The organism is Pseudomonas sp. PLB05 (assembly GCF_021106615.1).
In the GTDB taxonomy this organism is placed as follows: Bacteria; Pseudomonadota; Gammaproteobacteria; order Pseudomonadales; family Pseudomonadaceae; genus Chryseomonas; species Chryseomonas benzopyrenica.
The window spans coordinates 316,895-335,658 of the sequence record NZ_JAJOHO010000001.1 but is presented as its reverse complement, the minus strand read 5'-3'; the positions used below and the strand labels follow the sequence as shown (position 1 = coordinate 335,658).

22 protein-coding genes are annotated in these 18,764 nt (G+C 63.6%); 15 read left to right on the top strand and 7 right to left on the bottom strand.

From position 1 onward, the window contains the following. The first annotated feature begins 91 nt into the window (after window positions 1-91). The 3 genes from LRS53_RS01580 (at window position 92) to LRS53_RS01570 (ending at window position 2,941) form a co-directional block, all read left to right on the top strand. Window positions 92-1,225, top strand: coding sequence for a GGDEF domain-containing protein (locus tag LRS53_RS01580; protein ID WP_231354712.1), 1,134 nt, complete (start codon window positions 92-94; stop codon window positions 1,223-1,225). 48 nt (window positions 1,226-1,273) lie between these two features. Next, window positions 1,274-1,750, top strand: a complete 477-nt coding sequence (locus tag LRS53_RS01575; protein WP_231354711.1) for a GNAT family N-acetyltransferase — start codon at window positions 1,274-1,276, stop codon at window positions 1,748-1,750. Between the two features lie 300 nt (window positions 1,751-2,050). Next, window positions 2,051-2,941 carry a DUF6216 family protein gene (locus tag LRS53_RS01570; protein ID WP_231354710.1) on the top strand — a complete coding sequence of 297 codons (891 nt, stop codon included), beginning with the start codon at window positions 2,051-2,053 and terminating at the stop codon, window positions 2,939-2,941. A 48-nt stretch (window positions 2,942-2,989) separates the two neighbouring features. Here LRS53_RS01570 and LRS53_RS01565 read toward each other — a convergent pair whose 3' ends face one another. Further along, window positions 2,990-3,865 (bottom strand): LysR family transcriptional regulator, encoded by an 876-nt coding sequence (locus LRS53_RS01565; protein WP_231354709.1) that lies wholly within the window; start codon window positions 3,863-3,865, stop codon window positions 2,990-2,992. A gap of 152 nt (window positions 3,866-4,017) precedes the next feature. On the opposite strand from LRS53_RS01565, the gene LRS53_RS01560 reads away from it, so the two are divergent. Beyond that, complete coding sequence (locus LRS53_RS01560; protein WP_231354708.1) at window positions 4,018-4,776, top strand: SDR family NAD(P)-dependent oxidoreductase; 759 nt, start codon at window positions 4,018-4,020, stop codon at window positions 4,774-4,776. On the opposite strand, the gene LRS53_RS01555 is transcribed toward LRS53_RS01560, so the two are convergent. Continuing rightward, a complete protein-coding gene (locus LRS53_RS01555) occupies window positions 4,773-5,516 on the bottom strand; it encodes a class I SAM-dependent DNA methyltransferase (protein ID WP_231354707.1) in 744 nt (247 codons plus the stop codon). The two genes, LRS53_RS01560 and LRS53_RS01555, sit on opposite strands and share 4 nt — an antisense overlap. A 97-nt stretch (window positions 5,517-5,613) precedes the next feature. Here LRS53_RS01555 and LRS53_RS01550 point away from each other — a divergent pair, with 97 nt between their 5' ends. Further along, window positions 5,614-6,081: an RNA methyltransferase gene (locus LRS53_RS01550; protein WP_059226744.1), complete on the top strand. Its 468-nt coding sequence runs from the start codon at window positions 5,614-5,616 to the stop codon at window positions 6,079-6,081. Window positions 6,082-6,110: 29 nt separating this feature from the next. After that, a complete protein-coding gene (locus LRS53_RS01545; RefSeq protein WP_231354706.1) occupies window positions 6,111-6,929 on the top strand; it encodes a DUF6216 family protein in 819 nt (272 codons plus the stop codon). An 80-nt stretch (window positions 6,930-7,009) separates the two neighbouring features. Here the strand turns inward: LRS53_RS01545 and LRS53_RS01540 are convergent, their stop codons facing one another. Beyond that, window positions 7,010-7,840: an IclR family transcriptional regulator gene (locus LRS53_RS01540; RefSeq protein WP_231354705.1), complete on the bottom strand. Its 831-nt coding sequence runs from the start codon at window positions 7,838-7,840 to the stop codon at window positions 7,010-7,012. Between the two features lie 239 nt (window positions 7,841-8,079). Here LRS53_RS01540 and LRS53_RS01535 point away from each other — a divergent pair, with 239 nt between their 5' ends. From LRS53_RS01535 to LRS53_RS01500, 8 genes are all read left to right on the top strand, one after another. Beyond that, entirely contained in the window at window positions 8,080-9,099 is a 1,020-nt protein-coding gene (locus LRS53_RS01535; RefSeq protein ID WP_231354704.1) for an ABC transporter ATP-binding protein, read from the top strand. After that, window positions 9,096-9,962: an ABC transporter permease gene (locus tag LRS53_RS01530; RefSeq protein WP_160923395.1), complete on the top strand. Its 867-nt coding sequence runs from the start codon at window positions 9,096-9,098 to the stop codon at window positions 9,960-9,962. Before LRS53_RS01535 ends, LRS53_RS01530 begins: the two co-directional genes overlap by 4 nt. 4 nt (window positions 9,963-9,966) lie before the next feature. After that, on the top strand, window positions 9,967-10,761 hold the full coding sequence (locus LRS53_RS01525) for an ABC transporter permease (RefSeq protein ID WP_027598975.1): 795 nt from the start codon (window positions 9,967-9,969) through the stop codon (window positions 10,759-10,761). Between the two features lie 17 nt (window positions 10,762-10,778). Next, on the top strand, window positions 10,779-11,069 hold the full coding sequence (locus LRS53_RS01520) for a (2Fe-2S)-binding protein (RefSeq protein WP_231354703.1): 291 nt from the start codon (window positions 10,779-10,781) through the stop codon (window positions 11,067-11,069). Further along, the gene (locus tag LRS53_RS01515; RefSeq protein WP_231354702.1) at window positions 11,066-12,427 is read left to right on the top strand and encodes an FAD/NAD(P)-dependent oxidoreductase; all 1,362 of its coding nucleotides are present in this window, start codon (window positions 11,066-11,068) and stop codon (window positions 12,425-12,427) included. The genes LRS53_RS01520 and LRS53_RS01515 overlap by 4 nt, the downstream gene beginning before the upstream one ends. Continuing rightward, a complete protein-coding gene (locus LRS53_RS01510) occupies window positions 12,424-13,560 on the top strand; it encodes an NAD(P)/FAD-dependent oxidoreductase (protein WP_231354701.1) in 1,137 nt (378 codons plus the stop codon). The genes LRS53_RS01515 and LRS53_RS01510 overlap by 4 nt, the downstream gene beginning before the upstream one ends. Next, complete coding sequence (locus LRS53_RS01505; protein WP_231354700.1) at window positions 13,551-14,579, top strand: ABC transporter substrate-binding protein; 1,029 nt, start codon at window positions 13,551-13,553, stop codon at window positions 14,577-14,579. The genes LRS53_RS01510 and LRS53_RS01505 overlap by 10 nt, the downstream gene beginning before the upstream one ends. Before the next feature lie 102 nt (window positions 14,580-14,681). After that, on the top strand, window positions 14,682-15,029 hold the full coding sequence (locus LRS53_RS01500) for a cupin domain-containing protein (RefSeq protein WP_007160512.1): 348 nt from the start codon (window positions 14,682-14,684) through the stop codon (window positions 15,027-15,029). Between the two features lie 39 nt (window positions 15,030-15,068). On the opposite strand, the gene LRS53_RS01495 is transcribed toward LRS53_RS01500, so the two are convergent. Together LRS53_RS01495 and LRS53_RS01490 are read right to left on the bottom strand one after the other, a co-directional pair. Further along, window positions 15,069-15,692 (bottom strand): glutathione S-transferase family protein, encoded by a 624-nt coding sequence (locus LRS53_RS01495; protein WP_231354699.1) that lies wholly within the window; start codon window positions 15,690-15,692, stop codon window positions 15,069-15,071. Beyond that, the gene (locus LRS53_RS01490) at window positions 15,686-16,318 is read right to left on the bottom strand and encodes a DJ-1/PfpI family protein (protein ID WP_231354698.1); all 633 of its coding nucleotides are present in this window, start codon (window positions 16,316-16,318) and stop codon (window positions 15,686-15,688) included. The genes LRS53_RS01495 and LRS53_RS01490 overlap by 7 nt, the downstream gene beginning before the upstream one ends. Window positions 16,319-16,563: 245 nt before the next feature. Between LRS53_RS01490 and LRS53_RS01485 the strand changes: the two genes are divergently transcribed. After that, window positions 16,564-17,577 (top strand): GGDEF domain-containing protein, encoded by a 1,014-nt coding sequence (locus LRS53_RS01485; protein WP_231354697.1) that lies wholly within the window; start codon window positions 16,564-16,566, stop codon window positions 17,575-17,577. 6 nt (window positions 17,578-17,583) lie between these two features. Here LRS53_RS01485 and LRS53_RS01480 read toward each other — a convergent pair whose 3' ends face one another. After that, window positions 17,584-17,982, bottom strand: coding sequence for a septal ring lytic transglycosylase RlpA family protein (locus tag LRS53_RS01480; RefSeq protein ID WP_093254652.1), 399 nt, complete (start codon window positions 17,980-17,982; stop codon window positions 17,584-17,586). 144 nt (window positions 17,983-18,126) lie between these two features. Then, window positions 18,127-18,753 (bottom strand): PAQR family membrane homeostasis protein TrhA, encoded by a 627-nt coding sequence (gene trhA / locus LRS53_RS01475; protein WP_093254650.1) that lies wholly within the window; start codon window positions 18,751-18,753, stop codon window positions 18,127-18,129. Between the last annotated feature and the right edge of the window lie 11 nt (window positions 18,754-18,764).

The window sequence follows — 18,764 nt, the reverse complement described above, 5'->3', positions numbered from 1 at the left end:
GTCGATAAGACTGCGGTGCGGCTCCGCTTTGGCGGGTGCTCGCCCCCGGCAGGGAGCACCCTTCTCGTATCCAGACAGGTCCGGTTCGCCCATGGCACTCGATGCCCCCACCATGCTGACCCTCACCATCGCCCTGGCGGCTGCCGCGGCGGGCTATCTGGCCATCGAGTGGCGGTCGGTGCGCGAGTCGGCGCTGCTGTACTGGAGTACGGGTTTCGCCCTCATCTGCGTGGGTAGCACCCTGGCACTGTTGCGCAGTCGGGGACTGCTGCTGGTGGGCATCTGGTTCGCCAATGGGCTGCTGATCTTCGTGCATGGGCTCTTCCTGATCGGCGTGGCACGCTTCACGGCGCGCCGTCTGAGTCTGGGCTGGTGGGCCTTCGCGGCGATCTGGCTAGGGATGTTGCTGCTGCCCAATGAGCCCTGGTGGTCCAAGGTGCTGCTGGTGGTGCAGTCGCTCATGATCGGCATCCTGGCGATACGGGCGAGTTTGCTGCTGCGGCGGCGCAATGCCGGAGAACGGCAGCTGCGCGTGGTGCTGCTGATTCATGGCCTCTTCTATCTGGCCAAGATGATCCCACCGCTCACCCCCGGCACCCTGATCGACCTGGCGGTCTATCGCGGCGTCATCATCCAGGTCTCGCTGGTGGAGGGGGTGATGGCGGTGATGCTGATCGCCCTGTCGATGACCGGCACGGTGCGCTATCGCCGCGAGCAGCATATCGAGCGCCTGGCGGGCAGCGATCCGCTTACCGGCCTGCATAACCGCCGGGCGCTGGAAGCCGAGGCGCCGCGACTGTTTGGCCAGGCGACACCGGCCCGACCCGGCGCCCTGCTGCTGATCGACCTGGACAATTTCAAGCTGGTGAACGACCTCCATGGCCACGCGGCCGGCGACGGCCTGCTGATCGCCCTGAGCGACCTGCTGCGCACCTCCTTGCCCCGCCAGGCGCTGGCCGCCCGGCTGGGGGGTGATGAATTCGTGGTGCTATTGGGTGAGGCGGCCGATGCGGACGTTGTGCGCCTGGCGGACACCCTGCGCCTGCGCTTCAACCAGTTGGCGGCGCAGCGCCTGCGGACGCCCGAGCCCGTCACCCTGAGCATCGGCGCCGTACTGTTCGATCAACCGCCGGAAAGCCTGGCGGCCCTGCTGGAGCGCGGGGACGGTGCCCTCTACGAGGCCAAGCGCGGCGGGCGGGATGGCTTGCGGATGAGCCTGGGATGAGGCCGCGCTAATGGCTTAGGCTTTGGCGATTGCCTGACAGGAGCCACCATGCCCATCGCCCTCGAATCCCCCGACCAACCCGAGGTGATCGCCCTGATCGCCGAACTGGATGCCTACCAGGACGACCTCTATCCGCCCGAGAGTCGTCATGCCCTGGATCTGACGTCGCTCATGCAGCCGAACGTGCTGTTCCTGGTCGCCCGGGATGACAGCGGCAGTGCCCTGGGCTGTGGCGCCATGGTGTTGCGGGACGGCTATGGCGAGATCAAGCGGATGTATGTGAGCCCCAGGGCTCGCGGGCTGGGGCTGGGTGGTCGCCTGCTGGCGGAGCTGGAGCGCGAAGCGGCAGGCCGCGGGTGTGAGTTGGCGCGACTGGAAACGGGACCCTATCAGCCGGAGGCCTTGCGGCTCTATGAGTCAGCGAGTTACCGGCGGCGTGTTCCTTTTGGAGCGTATCGGGAGGATCCGTTGAGTGTGTTTCTTGAAAAGCAATTACTAGGTCTAGCTCTGCAAAATAATGCGTAATGAAGGCACCTATTTTCGATGGAAAAAAGCGATCCGTTTCATTATCAAAATCATCACTAAAGTTCAAGGCTTCTTTCAAGATATCAAAGAACCGGGCTCGTCTATGCAAAAAACCCCGCAGACAGACCTATCGCTAGTTTCTAGCCTAGTTGGCGATAGGCCACATATGCAGAATGGGTCGCTTTTAAATGATTAGGACCGCCGGCCAACCACTTGGCACATTGCCAGTAAATTTAAAGCACCGACAGGGGTAAGGCATTATCTTGTTGCAATTTCCTAGATAAAAACTGTAAAAGGAGCATGACCTGGCCAACAACCTTAAAGGTAGCACGCTTTATGGAAATCTCAGACGCGATAGATTTTATCAAAAGCAATACTACCTTAATACTTGCAATCGGAAACCTAATCGCACTAAGCGCAGCTTTTGTTTGGATCTGGACAAGAACAGGCACTGGCTATCTACTCAAAGACTACATATGGAAATTTGCAGGAGGAGCGCCTGAATTCACAACGGAAGAATTTAATATTTTAAAAAGGAGAGAAAGAGAAACTGAAAAATTTAAGTACGAGACCGGACTGAAAATTGGAAACCTTGAAGAAAGCATAAACTTTGCAAAATGGATAAATCATAACAAAATAACTCTAAGAGAGATAAAGCTAGCTTTTACTTATTTAAATCTAAAAGAAAACAACAATATTCACATTAAAAACTTAAACTACAAAATCAGGAAATGGCTGTGTGTGACATTCATAGTAACAGGCTACTTCGCCATTATTCTCTTAGCAATGATAGCAGCGAGTTCCTATGTGATGGCTCACTTTCCTGATTCTCCAAGCTTTTTTGCTTCCAAAAAAGAATTTAAAATTTCAATATTTGACCAATCCGGCATAACTGCGGAAAAATGTAAGGACGAAACCGTCGTAACCAATTACAGCAACAAAAAAGAATTCCCTACAGCTCAAGCAAACTCGATATGCAAAAGCTTGTTCGATCAAGATGGGCAAGAATGGGTAGACAAAAATATAAAAACTCAAAGAATACTCTCGTCCACGCTCATTGCTTGGATATTCATTTACTGTCTAGTATCGGCAAGGCTTATAGCGAAGATTTCAGCAGCACAGAAAATTCTCCGTCGTGTTAGGGAAAATACTCTCGAATTGGAATTGCCATTCAGATCAAATTACAGATAAGCCGCTATAGTTTAGATCGCAGCAGGGACGCCAGGAGGCTTTTCCATGCTACGGGGCGAACTCCGCTAACAAAAATTCCACGAAGCTCCTCACCGTCACCGAGCGCCATCTCGTCTGGGGATAGAGCGCGGTCAGGGGGCGGGTGAGTTCCTGGCCCTGGAAGAGGCGGACCAGATTGCCGGTGGCGACGTCGTCCTGCAGCAGGAAGGCCGGCTGGAGGATGACGCCGAGGCCCTGCAGGGCGGCGAGGCGCAGGGCGGGGCCGTTGGCGAGGTGCAGGCGACCGGGTGGCAGCGGGCCGAAGGGGGTGCCGGTCTGGGCGCGCCATTGGCTCAGGGCGCGAGGGTCCATGCCGAGGCAGTCGTGGGCTTCCAGATCGGCCAGTCGCCCGGGCGTGCCGCGCTGGGCGAGATAGCCGGGCGCGGCGCAGCACCACATCACATAGGGCGCCAGGGGTCGCGCCACCAGGGAGGAATCGGCCAGTTCGCCGATGCGGATGGCGATGTCGATGCCCTCCTCCACCAGATCCTGGACCCGATCGCTCAGCACCAGATCGAGGGTGACCTGGGGATGCCGCGTCAAATAGTCCCCCAGCCGTGGCGTAAGGCCGTAGGTGCCGAAGGACACCGGCGCCGAGACGCGCAGGATGCCGGCGGGCGCTAGGCGCTGGGTTTCGGCCTGGCGGTCGGTGTCGGCGACCAGGGCGAGGATCTCGCGGCAGCGGGCGTAATAGCCCTCGCCGAAGGCGGTCAGGCGCTGGCGCCGGGTGGTGCGTACCAGCAATTGCAGGCCCAGGCGCTTCTCCAGACCGCGCAAGTGATTGCCGGCCATGGTCGGCGAGATGCCTTGGGCCTGGGCCGCAGCGGCCAGGCTGCCGCGCTCTACCACGGCGACGAACACCTGCATGCTGTCGAGCAGATCCATTCAACACTCCTGTTAAGGAATCCTTACACCTAGGTGGCGTTTATCTCATTTGGGTGATGGGTGAGGCTAGTGGCGTGGATGAGGTCGCGAAGTGTTGGGCTTCGCTGCGCTCAGCCCAACCTACGAAAATCCTTACCCCTGGAGAATCGATCATGGATCTGCAACTGCACGACCGTACTGCCTTGGTTACTGGTGCCAGCATGGGCATAGGCACGGGCATCGCCCGCGTCCTGGCGGCCGAAGGCGTTCGGCTGGCGATCACCGCGCGGCGGCGGGACGCCCTGGAGGCCCTGGCCGAGGAGATCGTGGCGGCGGGTCATGCCCGGCCGCTGGTGATCGCGGCGGATATCACCGATGCCGAAGACGTCCAGCGCCTGGCGCGGGAAGCGGAGCAGGGATTGGGCCGGGTGGACATCCTGGTCAACAACGCCGGCGGCACAAGACCGCTTTCGGTGACGGCGGACGATGCGGCCTGGGACGAAGCCTGGAATCTCAACTTCACCGCGACCCGCCGCCTGACCCAGGCGCTGCTGGGCGGAATGCGCGAAAGGCGCTGGGGACGCATCGTCAATTTCAGCGGCAGCATGGAGCCGCGGGACCTGAACGGCGCCGGGGCGGCCAAGGCGGCGATCCAGTTCTGGTCCAAGGGGCTGGCGAGCCAGCTAGCGGCAGAGGGCATCACGGTCAACACCATCGCGCCGGGGCGGATCAATTCCGAGCAGATCCTGCAGCGGCTGCACCCGACGCCCGAGGCGCGCCAGGCCTTTATCGCTCGCCACATTCCCATCGGTTACTTCGGCGAGCCGGAAGACGTGGGTCATGTAGTGGCCTTTCTTGCCTCACCGCTGGCGCGCTACCTCACCGGTGATGTCATCGCGGTGGATGGCGGGATGCACGCCCATGCCCACTAGCGTTTGACGCAGACGAACAGCGCATTGCCCGCCTCGCCGGCCCAGGGTTCGATGCGCTGGTAGTCGTGCTCCAGCATCTGCACCTCGAACTGCGGCTCCAGCAGGGCCAGCAGTTCGGGGAAGTCCACCGCCACCATGGGGTGTTCGTCCTGCCAGGTCTGCTGCTGGCCGGCGTGGCGGCGTTCGATGCGCAGGCGGAGCTGCTGGTGTTCGCCCTCGCCCGGGTAGTGCCAGGCGGAGGCGAAGTTGAAGTGGCCATCGGCCCGCGCGACGCTGTGGCCGACGCTGGAGGCATTGTCGATACGGCGCTTGTCGACGGCGTTGAAGCAAAACAGGCCGCCGGCGGTCAGGGCCGCCTGGACCTGCGTCAGGCACGCCTGGAGGCGTGCAAGGCTACCGCTGTAGTGCAGGGAGTAGAGAAAGCAGGTGATCAGATCGACCGGCTGGTCCAGTTCGAAGGCGCACATGTCCTGGCAGGAGAAGTCCGCCTCCGGGCAACGTAGCGCGGCCTGGGCCAGCATCGGCGGATTGAGGTCCAGCCCGCTGCTCTGGAAGCCGGCATCGAGAAAATGCCGCACATGGGGCCCGGTGCCGCAGGCGAGATCCAGGTGACGAGTGCCGCCGTTGCCGAACAGGCGCTGCAGGCGCAGCACCGCCTGGCTCTGGGCCCGGTAGTCAATGTCGGCGCAGAGCAGGTCGTAGTAGGCCGACAGGTCGGTGTAGAGGGCGGTGGAGGACATCGCAGGGGCTCGGGGCTGGAGACGCGGGCGCGCATCTTAGTCGGTTTCTGCAACCTTCGACGCCTTATACTGGCGGTTTTCCCGAGAGTCCCCTGACGTGAGCAACAAGAGATACGCCTGCATCGGCCTGAGCAACCCCAAGTCGCCGTCCAACGTCGGGTCCATCATGAGGGCGGCGGGTTGCTACGGGGTGGCCTCGGTGTTCTATACCGGCACCCGCTACGACCGCGCCAAGGACTTCGTCACCGACACCAAGAAGGTTCACCAGGACATTCCGCTGATCAACATCGACGACCTGCGCCGCATCCTGCCGCTGGGGTGCGTACCGGTGGCGGTGGAGCTGGTGGACGGCGCCCGGCCGCTGCCCGAATACACCCATCCCGATCGCGCGCTCTATCTGTTCGGCTCGGAGGACGGTTCGCTGAGCCAGGAGCTGCGCGACTGGTGCGAAGACGTGGTGTACATCCCCACCCAGGGCTGCATGAATCTGGCGGCCACGGTCAATGTGGTGCTCTATGATCGGCTGGCCAAAGGGAATAACACCCGCTCTGGTCCATTGTTTTAGAGATCTTAGTGTAATCGGCAGGATAATCCATGAGTAACACAGATGTAATCTCTGAAATATCGCGGATAATTGATTTATTTCAGAAAGCCTATCCTTTGCTTGTAGCATTAGCAGTTATTGCACTCCATATATGGAGCTGGCAAAGATCCGGCTCGGCATTTTTTATATTCAACAAACTGATATTTTTGATTGGCGGCGGCGCCAAAATGTCCAATAACCTATACAACGACGCTTGGGAGAGCGTTAAATATTTCCACCTTTTCAGAATGAAAACGGGGATCAAATTTAAAAATAATCAACAAATAGAGAATGCTCTTCTAAAAATCAAAGAAAAGTCAATTGGACTTGAAGAGTTAATGAAAATAAAAAAATACTACATACCTGAAAACTGTGAAATCAAAGATCCTGATTTGAAAAAAATAAAAAAGGGAAATATTCTTTTGGGTTTCGCAACCGCTGTATTTGCGGTGATAAGCCTAACTTTTCTGCTCCCAGACTATGCCTTGTTGTCGGTAAGAAAAACTGGAACTCTATTCTGGGCAACTAAAGAAAAAGCCTACCATTGGAATCTAAGCTGGAGCATTCATGAAAATGAATGCTCCGCAGGGACGACAAAGCTAGCAGAGGTCGATCAAAAAGTAATATGCGAACTTATTAGTGACAAAGAAAACAAATTTTTAGAAAAAACCGTATTTGAACAACGCTGCTTTGGTTCCATCCTTGCATTTGTCTGCGCTCTCTGGATCCTATCAATGATATTGGAGTGGAGTAAGGCTTCTCTTGCTTTTGATCTTCGTCAAAAACTCAATAGAGAAACGCCAGAGCAATTAGACCTATTTAATATTTAATCACCTCTATACTCGTGCTTGCCCTCAAAACCCATCAACTTAGGCCACTAAATTTAGTTGAAATAAATGCAATGCTGCCATTAACCAAACCCCTGGGTCGGCCGGCGCAAGACCGGATCGAAGGGGTTGATGCGCGCGGCGATCACCCCGGCTTCGCGGCGGAGCAGTTCGATCACCGTGGGCAGGCGCTGGGGGTTGAGGCGTTCGCTCAGGGTGCCCACGCTCAGGGCCGCCACCGCCCGGCCGTTGCGGTCGAGGATGGGGACGGCGAGGCCCGCCATGCCGGCCAGCACCCCCGTGTTGCGCGCGGCGTAGCCCTGCTGGCGGACGTTGTCGATCTCGGCGCGCAGCAGCACCTCATCGTAATGATGGGCGTCGCGCAGCCGCGGCAGGTTGTAGCGGATCACCTCTTCGCGTTCTTCCTCGGGTAGGAAGGCCAGGATCGCCAGGGCGCCCTGGCCGCCGCCCAGGGGCACGCGACCGCCGATGTCGCCGGTGAAGGTGCGGATCGGATAGGGCCCCTCGCTGCGATCCAGGCACATGGCGTCGAAGCCGCTGCGCGCCAGCAGGAACAGTGAGTCGCCCAGGGACGCCGACAGCCGCAGCAGACTCGGCCGCGCCAGGTCGCGCAGGTTGCCGACCTGGCCAGCGCTAGCCGCCAGGGCGAAGAAGTCCAGGCTCAGCCGGTATCTCTTGCTGCGGGCGCACTGCTCGACCATGCCCTCCTCCACCAGGCCGCGCAGCAGTCGGTGGGTGGTGGGTTGCGACAGGCCCACGTGCTCGGCCAGACGGGTGACCTTCTCGCCTTCGGGATCGCCGTCACCGAGAGCGCGCACCACGGCGAACACCCGGCTGATGGCGCCAACGCCTACCTCGCCTGTCGCAGCCTTTCTTTCACTGGAATCTTCCATCTGCAGCGCTCCGAAATATTCCACTGAGTGAATAAATCTGAAAAAAGAGTTCATTCAGTGAAAAACCTGCTTGTCCGGCATCCTAGGTCGCCCTTACCTTCAGGTCCATAGGGCGATACTCACAATCACCGGACGCCGCCAGTCGAGCGAGCGCCAACGTCCCAGATCCAGGCTGTCTTTCGCCCTGCCAAAACCTTGCCCACCTCTCCCGTGGGCGCGACCGGAGGAGCATTGCGGCCATGGCTTTCCTGACTCTCGACAATCTCAGCAAGCGCTACGGCGACAGCTACGCGGTGGCCGGTTCGACCCTGGCCATCGAGCACGGCGAATTCGTCTCCCTGCTCGGCCCCTCCGGCTGCGGCAAGACCACCACCCTGCAGATGATCGCCGGCTTCGTCGACGTCAGCAGCGGGCGCATCCTCCTGGATGGCCAGGACATCACCCAGGCCAAGCCGGCCAGTCGCGGCCTCGGGGTGGTATTCCAGAGCTATGCGCTGTTTCCGCACATGACGGTGCGCGACAACGTCGCCTTCGGCCTGCGCATGCGCAAGGTGGCGGGTAACGAGCTCACGCGGCGGGTCGAGGAGGCCCTGGACCTGGTGCATCTGGGTCAGCATGCCGAGCGCTATCCCCGCGAACTTTCCGGTGGCCAGCGCCAGCGGGTGGCCCTGGCCCGAGCGCTGGTGATAGCACCACCGGTGCTCTTGCTGGACGAGCCGCTGTCCAACCTGGACGCCCATCTGCGCGAGGAAATGCAGTTCGAGATCCGCCGCATCCAGCGCGAGGTGGGCATCACCACCCTGATGGTGACCCACGACCAGTCCGAGGCGCTGTCCATCAGCGACCGGGTGGTGGTGATGGAGGCCGGGCGCATCACCCAGGTGGATGCGCCCTATCGCCTCTACGAACATCCGCGCAACAGATTCATCTCCGATTTCGTCGGCAAGGCCAACCTGCTGCCCGGCAGCCTGGATGCCCAGGGTCGGCCGCAGATCGCCGCCGGCGGCGCCCTGGCGATCTCGCTGCGGCCGGAAAAGATCGAGTTGCGCCCCGCTGGTGAGGGACGTCTGCAAGGGCGGGTGCTGACCCGTTTCTTCCTCGGCAGCCAGTGGCTGTATCGGCTGGAGACGGCGCTGGGCGAGGTGTCGGTGCTGCGCAGCAACGATGGGCTGCCGCCGCTGGACGAGGGCCAGCGCGTCGGGCTGCACTGGGACGACAGTCTGCTGCGCCGACTGGAAGCCGCGGAGGCCGCCGCATGAGCACCCTGCTGCGCGGCACCGGTCGCGCCTATCTGCTCAGCGCCCCAGCCCTGGTGCTGTTCGCCGGACTGCTGCTGGCGCCCCTGGCGCTGACCCTGGCGCTGTCCTTCAACGTCTTCGACTACGAGACCGGGATCAAGGAAGGCAGCTACACCCTGGCCCACTACCTGAGCCTGCTGGGCGATCCCTACTTCTACGAGATCTTCCTGCGCACCTTCTGGATCAGCGCCCTGGTCACCCTGCTCTGCGTGCTGATCGGGGTACCCGAGGCCATCGTCCTCAGTCGCATGGGCGCGCCCTGGCGCTCGATCTTCCTGATCCTGGTGCTGACGCCGCTGTTGATCTCGGTGGTGGTGCGCGCCTTTGGCTGGAGTCTGCTGCTGGGCGCCGACGGCCTGGTCAACCAGGCCATCGTGGCCCTGGGCGGGCGGCCGCTGAAGCTGCTCTACACCCCCTTCGCGGTAATCGTCGGCCTGGTCCACGTGATGCTGCCGTTCATGATCATCCCGGTGTGGACCTCGCTGCAGAAACTCGATCCCGCCGCCGAACAGGCCGCGCTGTCGCTGGGCGCCAGTCACCTGACGGTGCTGCGCCGCATCGTGCTGCCCCAGGTGATGCCCGGGGTACTGTCGGGAACGCTGATCGTCTTCGGCCTGGCCGCCAGTTCCTTCGCCATCCCCGGTCTGTTGGGCGGACGCCGGCTGAAGATGGTCGCCACCCTGATCTACGACCAGTACCTGGCCGAGCTGAACTGGCCGATGGGCGCCACCCTGGCGGTGGCCCTGCTGCTGCTCAACCTGCTGGTGATGCTGGGCTGGAATCGCCTGGTGGAACGCCGCTACAAACGTGCCCTGGGAGTCTGACCGCATGACCCGCAACGGCCCGCTCGGGCTCGCCTTCCATACCCTGGTGATGGTCTTCATGCTGGCGCCCCTGGTGGTGGTCTGCCTGGTGGCCTTCACCCCGGAGAACACCCTCAGCCTGCCCACCGCCGGCTTCTCGCTGCGCTGGTTCGCCGCCGTGTTCGAGCGGGCGGACTTCCTCACCGCCTTCTACAACAGCCTGCAGCTGGCGGCGCTGTCGGCCACCCTGGCGACGCTGATCGCGGTGCCGGCCGGGCTGGCCATCACGCGCTATCGCTTTCCTGGCCAGGGCTTTCTCAACGGCCTGTTCCTCTCGCCGATCATCATCCCGCACCTGGTGCTGGGCGTGGCCATGCTGCGGCTGTTCGCCCTGCTTGGGGTGAATGGCAGCTTCAGCTGGCTGGTGCTGGCCCACGTGGTGGTGATCACCCCCTATGTGCTGCGCCTGGTGATCGCCGCCGCCATCGGCATCGACCGCAGCGCCGAGCAGGCAGCCGAGAGCCTGGGCGCCAGTCGCACCACGCTGTTCTGCCGCATCACTCTGCCGATGATCCTGCCCGGCGTCGCCGGCGGCTGGCTGCTGGCCTTCATCAACAGCTTCGACGAGGTCACCCTGTCGATCTTCGTCACCTCGCCGGCGACCCAGACCTTGCCGGTGCGGATGTACGTCTACGCCACCGAATCCATCGATCCGATGATGGCGGCGGTGTCGGCCCTGGTGATCGCCCTGACCGCGGCCACCATGATCCTGCTCGACCGTATCTACGGCCTGGATCGCGTGCTGGTGGGCAAACAATGAACAGCCGAGACCCCTCCATGGCACTGCTCAAGCGGGTGGCCGAACGCGACCGCCCGACCCTGGCCTTCACCCTCGACGGCCAGCCGGCCGAGGGCCTGGAGGGCGATACCCTGCTGACCGCCATCCTCACCCAGAGCGACCACCTGCGCGGCAGCGACTTCGGCGGCGAACCCCGCGCCGGTTTCTGCCTGATGGGCGCCTGCCAGGACTGCTGGGTGCGCCTGGCCGATGACCGCCGGGTGCGCGCCTGCGCCACCTTTCTCGAAGCGGGCCAGCAGGTCAGCCGCGATCCTGGGCGGCCGCTGTGAGCGCCGTGGTGGTGGTGGGCGCCGGGCCGGCGGGCATCCGTGCGGCCCAGACACTGGCCGCCCATGGCCTTGAGCCGGTGCTGCTGGACGAAAGCGCCCGCGGCGGTGGCCAGATCTATCGCCAGCAACCGGGCAATTTCCGGCGCCCGCTCAAGGCGCTCTATGGCTTCGAAGCCGGCAAGGCCCAGGCGCTGCACGGTGCTTTGACCGAGATGCAGAAGGCGCTGGACTATCGGCCCGACACCCTGGTGTGGAATGCCGAGCAAAGCGCTCTGGATACCCTGAGCCAGGGCCGCTACGTTGATCGCCTGGCCTTCGACCAGGTGATCGTCGCCACCGGTGCCACCGACCGCATCCTGCCGGTGCCGGGTTGGACCCTGCCGGGCGTCTACAGCCTGGGCGCATCCCAGGTGGCGCTCAAGTTCCAGGGCTGCGCCATCGGCAGCCGACTGGTGCTGGCCGGTACCGGCCCGTTGCTCTATCTGGTCGCCTATCAATACGCCAAGGCCGGGGCCAAGCCGCTGGCGGTGCTGGACAGCGCGCCGTTCCGCGACCAGGCCGCGGCTACCCCGGCGCTGCTCGGTCAACCGGCCACCTTCGCCAAGGGCCTCTACTACCGCAGCTGGCTGGCGCTGCACGGCGTGCCCGTGCACCAGGGCGCTGAACTCCTTGCCGTCGAAGGCGAACGCCGTGTGGAGGCCGTTCGCTGGCGCGCTGCCGATGGCGAAGCGCATCGGCTGGAATGTGATGCTCTCGGCTTCGGCCAGACACTGCGCAGCGAGACCCAGCTGGCCGATCTGTTGGGCTGCGAGTTCGCCTGGAATCCGCTCAATCGCGCCTGGCTGCCGGTGCGGGACAACGGCGGACGCAGCAGCCAGGCGGGTGTCTACCTGGCCGGCGATGGCGCCGGTATCCAGGGCGCCGATGCCGCCGAGCTGGCGGGCGAGCTGGCGGCCCTGAGTCTGCTGGACGATCGTGGCGTGCCGCTGGACAGGGCGCGTATCCAGGCCCTGCAAGCACGCCTGACCCGCTTCGAGGTCTTTCGCCAGGGTCTGGAGCGGGCCTTCCCCTTCCCCGCGGACTGGGCGGCCAAGGCGCCGGACGAACTCATGGTCTGTCGCTGCGAACAGGTCAGCGCCGGCGAGATCCGTGCTGCGGTGGATCAGGGGCACTGGGAGATCAACCGGGTCAAGGCCACCTGCCGGGTCGGCATGGGCCGCTGTCAGGGCCGTCTCTGCGGCGCGGCGGCGGCCGAGTTGATCGCCTGCGCCAGTGGTCGCCCGCTGGACCAGATCGGCCGGCTGCGTGCCCAGGCGCCGATCAAGCCGCTGCCCTTTGGCGTGGAGCTGGCGCCATGAGCCGGCTGGACGTGGATGTGCTGATCATCGGCGGCGGTATCGTCGGCAGCAGCGCGGCGCTGTTCCTGGCCAAGGGCGGCCAGCGCGTCGCCCTGCTGGAGCGCACCTTCTGCGGCGCCCAGGCCAGTGGCGTCAACTACGGCGGGGTGCGCCGCCAGGGCCGGCCGCTGGTGCAGTTACCGCTGTCCAGCCGTGCCCATCAGATCTGGGGCGGTCTGCAGGACCTGCTGGGTACCGATGGCGAATACCTCAGATCCGGCCATCTCAAGCTGGCCCGTAGCGAGACCGACTTCGCCTCCCTGCAGGCCTATGCCCAGGCCAGCCAGGGCTTCGACCTCGATCTGCAACTGCTCGACCGCGGTGAATTGCGCCGGCGCTTTCCCTGGGTCGGCGACATCGCCGTGGGCGCCTCCTTCTGCCCGGAGGACGGCCACGCCAATCCACGCCTGGTCTCCCCGGCCTTCGCCCAGGCGGCTGCCCGGGCGGGCGCCCGAATCCTCGAACGGACCGCCGTGACCGTCGTCGAGCACGACGGCCAGCGCTTCCAGCTCCGTACCGATAGTGGCCTGACCTTGAGCGCGCCCTGGCTGCTGAATTGCGCGGGCGCCTGGGCCGCGGAGCTGGCCGCCCGCTTCGGCGAGCCGGTGCCCCTCACCGCGGCCCATCCGGCCATGCTGGTGACCGAACCGCTGCCGCCCTTCATGACCGCCAGCACCGGCGTGGAAGGCGGTGGCATCTATGCCCGCCAGGTGGCGCGGGGCAATTGCGTGCTGGGCGGTGGGCGCGGTTTCGCCCTCGACGCCGATCGCGCCCGCCCGGGCCAGCTGGCCATCCTCGACATCCTTAGAAACGCCGCCGAACTCTATCCGGCGCTCACCGGGGCCCAGGCGATCCGCACCTGGAGTGGCGTCGAGGGCTATCTGCCGGATCACCAGCCGGTGCTCGGCCCCAGTCTCACCACCCCCGGCCTGCTGCACGGCTTCGGCTTTGCCGGTGCGGGCTTCCAGATCGGGCCGGCGGCTGGCGAAGCCCTGGCCGAGTGCATCCTGCAGGGCGCGCCCCGGCACAGCCTGCAGGCCTTTTCCATCGCCCGTTTCCCTTCCCAGCCCAGGAGTTCCCAATCATGCGCCTGACCCCTGCCCTGCTCGTGGCCCTCGCCGGCCTGCCCCTGGCCGCCGCGGCCGAACCGACGCTCTATCTCGGCATGAACGGCGGCACCATGGAGCGCCTCTATGCCGACAGCGTGCTGCCCGCCTTCGAGAAGGCGCACAACGTCAAGGTGGTGATCGTGCCCGGCACCTCGGCGGACATCCTCGCCAAGGTCCAGGCCAGTCCGCAGAAGCCGCCGATCCATGTGATGTTTCTCGACGACGGCATCATGTACCGCGCCATCGGCATGAATCTGTGCAGTCCGCTCAAGCCCAGCGCGAGCCTGGCGCAGATCCCCGACAAGGCCAAGATCAAGGACCAGGCGGCTGCCGTCAGCCTGGGCGTGACAGGGCTTGCCTACAACAGCCGGCTGTTCAAGGAAAAAGGCTGGGCGGCGCCGACCTCCTGGGCAGACCTCGCCGATCCCAAGTACAAGGGCAAGGTGGTGTTCCAGTCGCTGTCCTCGTCCACCTTCGGCCTGCACGGCTTCCTGATGTTCAACCGTCTCAAGGGTGGCACCGAGCAGGACGTCGACCCCGGCTTCAAGGCCTGGCCCACCACCGTCGGCCCCAATGTGCTGGAGTACATCCCCAGCTCGGCCAAGCTTTCGGAGATGGTGCAGACCGACGAGGCGGCACTGTTCCCGCTGACGCCCACCCAGGTCACCGCGCTCAAGCTCAAGGGCATCCCGGTGGAATACGCACCGCCCAAGGAAGGCGCCGTGGTGCTCAACGTCGCCGAATGCGTGACCGCCAACAACGACCAGCCGGAGCTGGCTCAGCAACTGGCTGAGTATCTGCTGACCCCCGAGGCCCAGGCCCCGGCGCTGGAACTGGGCGACCAGATCCCGTCCAACCCCAATACCCCCACCACCGACAAGACCCGCGGCCAGGTGGAGGCCATGCAGAACTACCTGAAGACCGCCGTGACCATCGACTGGGACGAGGTCAACAAGGTAAGGCCGCAGTGGAACGCCCGCTGGAATCGGCAGGTGGAGCGCTAGTCGGCCGAATAGCGCAAATACGCTGGTCGGTGTCGACCCTGGACAACCCCGGTTCGGGGCGACCCCTCACCCTTGGCGGCTTCCATCACCAGGAGAGCCGCCATGGCCAACCCGCCCATCACCGTTCTGCGCGACACCCAACCCCTGCCCGTGGTCGATGCCTGCAAGTGGGAGCGCATCGAGGGTGAGCCCCATACCGTCAACCTCAATGCCTACACCTCCGATGACGGCAGCAAGATCATGGGCACCTGGATCTGCACCCCCGGCAAGTGGCGCGTCGACTACGTGAAGTGGGAGTACTGCCACTTCCAGGAGGGCTACTGCATCATCACCCCCGATGGCCAGGAACCCATCCACCTCAAGGCCGGCGACATCTTCGTCGTCGAACCCGGCATGAAGGGCACCTGGGAAGTGGTCGAGACGGTGCGCAAGTATTTCGTCTTCGCCTGACGTGCGAGCGGCCCCTGCCGGCGCTGCCCGGCGGGCTGCTCAGGGCGTGGCATCACTGGCATAGCAGGCCCAGGCCGGTCGCGTGGCCAGGCGCGCGAGATAGGCCTCGATGGCTGGTGCCGCGATCCGCTTCATGGGGGTGCTGCGCCAGCGGTGCAGCGACAGCCCCAGGGCGATGTCGGCCAGGCTGAAGCGCTCGCCGACCACATAGGGGCCGTGCTGCGCCAGGTGCGCCTCCAGAATGGCGATACGCCCGTTCCAGGTGGCGATGCCCTGCGCCAGGCGCTGCGGATCGGGCTGCGGTGGCTGCTGCTTCACCAGGGCCAGATAGGCGTAGCTCCAGGCCGGATTGAGTTCGCTGGCCTGCCAGTCCAGCCACTGATCGACCCGTGCCCGTGCCCGCGGTGCGGCGGGATACAACGCCTCGCCGCCCCGGGCGTTGGCCAGGTAGCGCAGGATGCTGTTGGATTCCCAGAGCACGAAGTCGCCGTCCAGCAAGACCGGGATCTGGCCATTGGGATTCCACTGCAGGTAGTCGGCGGACTGCGCCGAGCGAAAACCGGCGCCCCAGTCTTCACGCTCATAGCCCAGGCCCAGTTCGTCGAGGCACCAGAGCACCTTGCGCACGTTGATCGAAGAGACGCGGCCAAGGACCTTCAGCATGCGCAGGCGACCTCCAGGGGTTCATGGTCGAGATAGGGCTCGATGTTGCCGAGCGCACGCGCCACATAGTTCTCCTTCTCACCCACCGGGGCTACATAGTGCAGCGCCTCGGCAGCTGCCTCGCGGCCCAGCAGCCGGGCGATGACCCAGGCCGCCAGGTAGCTGGAGGCCAGGCAGCCACCGGCGGTGGCCAGATTGCCGCGGGCGAAGAAGGGCTGTGCCAGTACCTCGATGCCGGCCTCCTGTACCCAGGGCTTGGTGGTGAGATCGGTGCAGCCGGGTACGCCGTCGAGCAGGCCGAGACGCGCCAGCAACAGGGTGCCGGAGCACTGGGCGCCGATCAGCTGGCGCGCGGGATCGAGCACGGCAAGCTGCTCCAGCAGGACAGCATCCCGGGCGAGTTCACGCGTCCGGCTGCCGCTGCCCACCAGTACGGCGGTGCAGTCGGCCAGTTCGTCGAAGCCGGCCTGCCGCTCCAGACGGACGCCATTCATGGAGGTCACCCAGGGCGTGGGCGCCAGCAGCGACACCCGCCAGTCCGGACGCTTGATGCGATTGAGGATGCCCAGGGCGATCAGGGAGTCCAGTTCATTGAAGCCGTCGAAGGTCAGGATGGCGAGCTGCATGGGGCTACCAGGTGCGCGGGGGGAGCCGAGAGTCTCGGTCTCATCCAGGCGAGTTGGCCAGATACAGTGCTGCGCCAGGCCAGCCATACAGTCAGGCCATTCGCCGGAAACCCTTCTAAACCGCGCCATAGCACCGCCGAGCCACTGGAAGAGATAGCACTTAGCCATTACAGTGGCGCACCCCTTGGCCGAAACGCCTGCCGATTTGCCATCGCCCATCGGCCTTACCCCGTTCCGAGATGTCGATGGACGACGATATTCGTTATGAACAGCATGTCCGGCGAGTGCTGCGCACCCCCCTGCAGGTATTGCAGCCTCTGATGCTGGCGCTGTGGCCGCTGAGTCTGTGGAGCAATCCGCTGATCGGCAGCCCCTACAAGCCGCGCTACTTCGCCGTGATGCTGCTGTTGCTGGCGATCAGCGCCCTGCTCAGCGTTGCACGCAGCGCGCGCATGATGAGTCTTACCTTTACCGGCAACATCTGGGCGCTCGCCCTCGCCTTTCGCATCCAGATCCAGGATGGCGGCGCCGTGGGCCACTACTGGAATCTGCCCATCGCCGTGATCATCGTCCTGGGCACCTGCGGCATGACCTATCGTCTCTCCCACTACCTGATCACCCTCGCCGGCGCCGCCTTCATCCTGTTCATCGGTCAGACCCAGCTGGTTCCCACCGCCATGCCAATACACCTGGTCTGGTTGCTGGCCAGTGCCACCCTGGCCATCGGCATCGCCTACAACCACGCCAACAGCCAATGGATGCGACGGACCTTCATTCTCAAGGAGCGCTATCGGATCCTGGCGGAAACCGACGAACTGACCGGGATCGCCAATCGCCGCAAGCTCCTGCAGCAGCTGGACGAGGCTCGCGGCGAGAGCGGGCAGACGCCTGCGCATTTCGTCATGCTCGATATCGACAACTTCAAGGAGATCAACGACCGACACGGTCATCAGGTCGGCGATCAGGTACTGGTCGCCACGGCGCGGGAAATCGATCAGCTCGATCCGAGGCTGCAGGTCGGTCGCCTAGGTGGCGAGGAATTCGGCCTGCTGATCCGCGGCCTGGACGATGCGCGGGTGAGCCACCTGCTGGAAGTCCTGCGTAACCGCCTAGCCGCCGCCCCCCTGGGCATCAGCTTCAGTGCCGGGGCGCTTCGGCTCGACCCGGAAGTTTCTCTCAACGAGCTGCTGCGGCGGGCGGACGAAGGTCTCTATCAGGCCAAACGCCAGGGCAAAGACCAGATGGTCTGGTCACACTGAGTGGCGTTAATCCAGCTTTTCCACCTTTACCGCAGTGGTGCCGTCGTCGACCATGTCCACCCGCCGCGCAGCGGCCCGTGAGAGGTCGATGATGCGACCCCGGATATAGGGTCCGCGGTCATTGATGCGTACCACCACGGCACGATCGTTTTCCAGGTTGGTCACCTTGACCCGGGTGCCGAGCGGCAGGGTCTTGTGGGCGGCGACCAGCTCGTTGTTGTTGAAGGTCTCGCCACTAGCGGTTTCCCTGCCGTGGAACTTGCGCGCATAGAAGGACGCCTTGCCGCGCTGTTCGAAGCTGGCGTCCTTCTTGATCGGCGCCGCGACGGTCTTGGCGTCCTTTTCCTGGCAGGCGCTGCAGGCGAGCAACAAGAGCAATACAAGAAATCTGGGACGGCTGAACACGTTTCACCTTCCTCTTCTTCTTCGTTTTGGGGAAAGCAACGCACTGGGAATGGGTTCAGCTATCTGAGAACCAAACAGCCATCCAAGGGTTCGCCACCGATGGCCATAGGCCGCCATATCTGTGACGAACCCCTCAAGACCGCCCTAGGGCGCCGGCAGCACATACCTGAGGATGGCGACGAAGTGCAGGGCGCTGCCGGCCATGACGAAGCCGTGCCAGATGCCATGCCAATGACGAAAGCGGTCGTCGAAGACGAAGAACAGGATGCCGACGGTGTAGAGCACCCCACCGGCCACCAGCCAGGCGAAGCCTTCACCGCCCAGGCGATCCAGCAGCGGCCCCACCGCCACCAGCACGATCCAGCCCATGACGGCGTAGATCACCAGCGACAGGATGCGCGCTTCCGAACGCGGCTTGAGTTCCTGCGCCATGCCGATCAGCGCCAGGCCCCAGACGATACCGAACAGCGTCCAGCCCCAGGGCCCGCGCAGGGTCACCAGGCAGAACGGCGTGTAGCTGCCGGCGATCAGCAGATAGATCGACAGATGATCGAGCTTTTGCAGCAGGCGTTTCGCGCGTCCCTTCACGCTGTGGTAGAGGGTCGAGACGCTGTAGAGGATCACCAGCGCCACCCCATAGATGGCCACGCTGACAATGCGCCAGGGATCCCCCTGCAGGCTGGCCAGCACCACCAGGGTGACGGCACCGGCCAAGGCCAGCAGGGCTCCGATCAGATGGGTCCAGGCATTGAGACGTTCACCGTGATACATGCGTCCTCCGG

Excerpts from the sequence above, each read along its gene's own strand:
- LRS53_RS01485 (WP_231354697.1), top strand. The coding sequence starts at position 16,564 with ATGGACGACGATATTCGTTATGAACAGCATGTCCGGCGAGTGCTGCGC.
- LRS53_RS01565 (WP_231354709.1), bottom strand. The coding sequence starts at position 3,865 with ATGGATCTGCTCGACAGCATGCAGGTGTTCGTCGCCGTGGTAGAGCGC.
- LRS53_RS01555 (WP_231354707.1), bottom strand. The coding sequence starts at position 5,516 with ATGTCCTCCACCGCCCTCTACACCGACCTGTCGGCCTACTACGACCTG.
- LRS53_RS01530 (WP_160923395.1), top strand. The coding sequence starts at position 9,096 with ATGAGCACCCTGCTGCGCGGCACCGGTCGCGCCTATCTGCTCAGCGCC.
- trhA (WP_093254650.1), bottom strand. The coding sequence starts at position 18,753 with ATGTATCACGGTGAACGTCTCAATGCCTGGACCCATCTGATCGGAGCC.
- LRS53_RS01545 (WP_231354706.1), top strand. The coding sequence starts at position 6,111 with ATGAGTAACACAGATGTAATCTCTGAAATATCGCGGATAATTGATTTA.
- LRS53_RS01580 (WP_231354712.1), top strand. The coding sequence starts at position 92 with ATGGCACTCGATGCCCCCACCATGCTGACCCTCACCATCGCCCTGGCG.
- LRS53_RS01570 (WP_231354710.1), top strand. The coding sequence starts at position 2,051 with ATGACCTGGCCAACAACCTTAAAGGTAGCACGCTTTATGGAAATCTCA.
- LRS53_RS01525 (WP_027598975.1), top strand. The coding sequence starts at position 9,967 with ATGACCCGCAACGGCCCGCTCGGGCTCGCCTTCCATACCCTGGTGATG.
- LRS53_RS01540 (WP_231354705.1), bottom strand. The coding sequence starts at position 7,840 with ATGGAAGATTCCAGTGAAAGAAAGGCTGCGACAGGCGAGGTAGGCGTT.
- LRS53_RS01505 (WP_231354700.1), top strand. The coding sequence starts at position 13,551 with ATGCGCCTGACCCCTGCCCTGCTCGTGGCCCTCGCCGGCCTGCCCCTG.
- LRS53_RS01510 (WP_231354701.1), top strand. The coding sequence starts at position 12,424 with ATGAGCCGGCTGGACGTGGATGTGCTGATCATCGGCGGCGGTATCGTC.
- LRS53_RS01575 (WP_231354711.1), top strand. The coding sequence starts at position 1,274 with ATGCCCATCGCCCTCGAATCCCCCGACCAACCCGAGGTGATCGCCCTG.
- LRS53_RS01520 (WP_231354703.1), top strand. The coding sequence starts at position 10,779 with ATGGCACTGCTCAAGCGGGTGGCCGAACGCGACCGCCCGACCCTGGCC.
- LRS53_RS01560 (WP_231354708.1), top strand. The coding sequence starts at position 4,018 with ATGGATCTGCAACTGCACGACCGTACTGCCTTGGTTACTGGTGCCAGC.
- LRS53_RS01500 (WP_007160512.1), top strand. The coding sequence starts at position 14,682 with ATGGCCAACCCGCCCATCACCGTTCTGCGCGACACCCAACCCCTGCCC.
- LRS53_RS01495 (WP_231354699.1), bottom strand. The coding sequence starts at position 15,692 with ATGCTGAAGGTCCTTGGCCGCGTCTCTTCGATCAACGTGCGCAAGGTG.
- LRS53_RS01535 (WP_231354704.1), top strand. The coding sequence starts at position 8,080 with ATGGCTTTCCTGACTCTCGACAATCTCAGCAAGCGCTACGGCGACAGC.
- LRS53_RS01490 (WP_231354698.1), bottom strand. The coding sequence starts at position 16,318 with ATGCAGCTCGCCATCCTGACCTTCGACGGCTTCAATGAACTGGACTCC.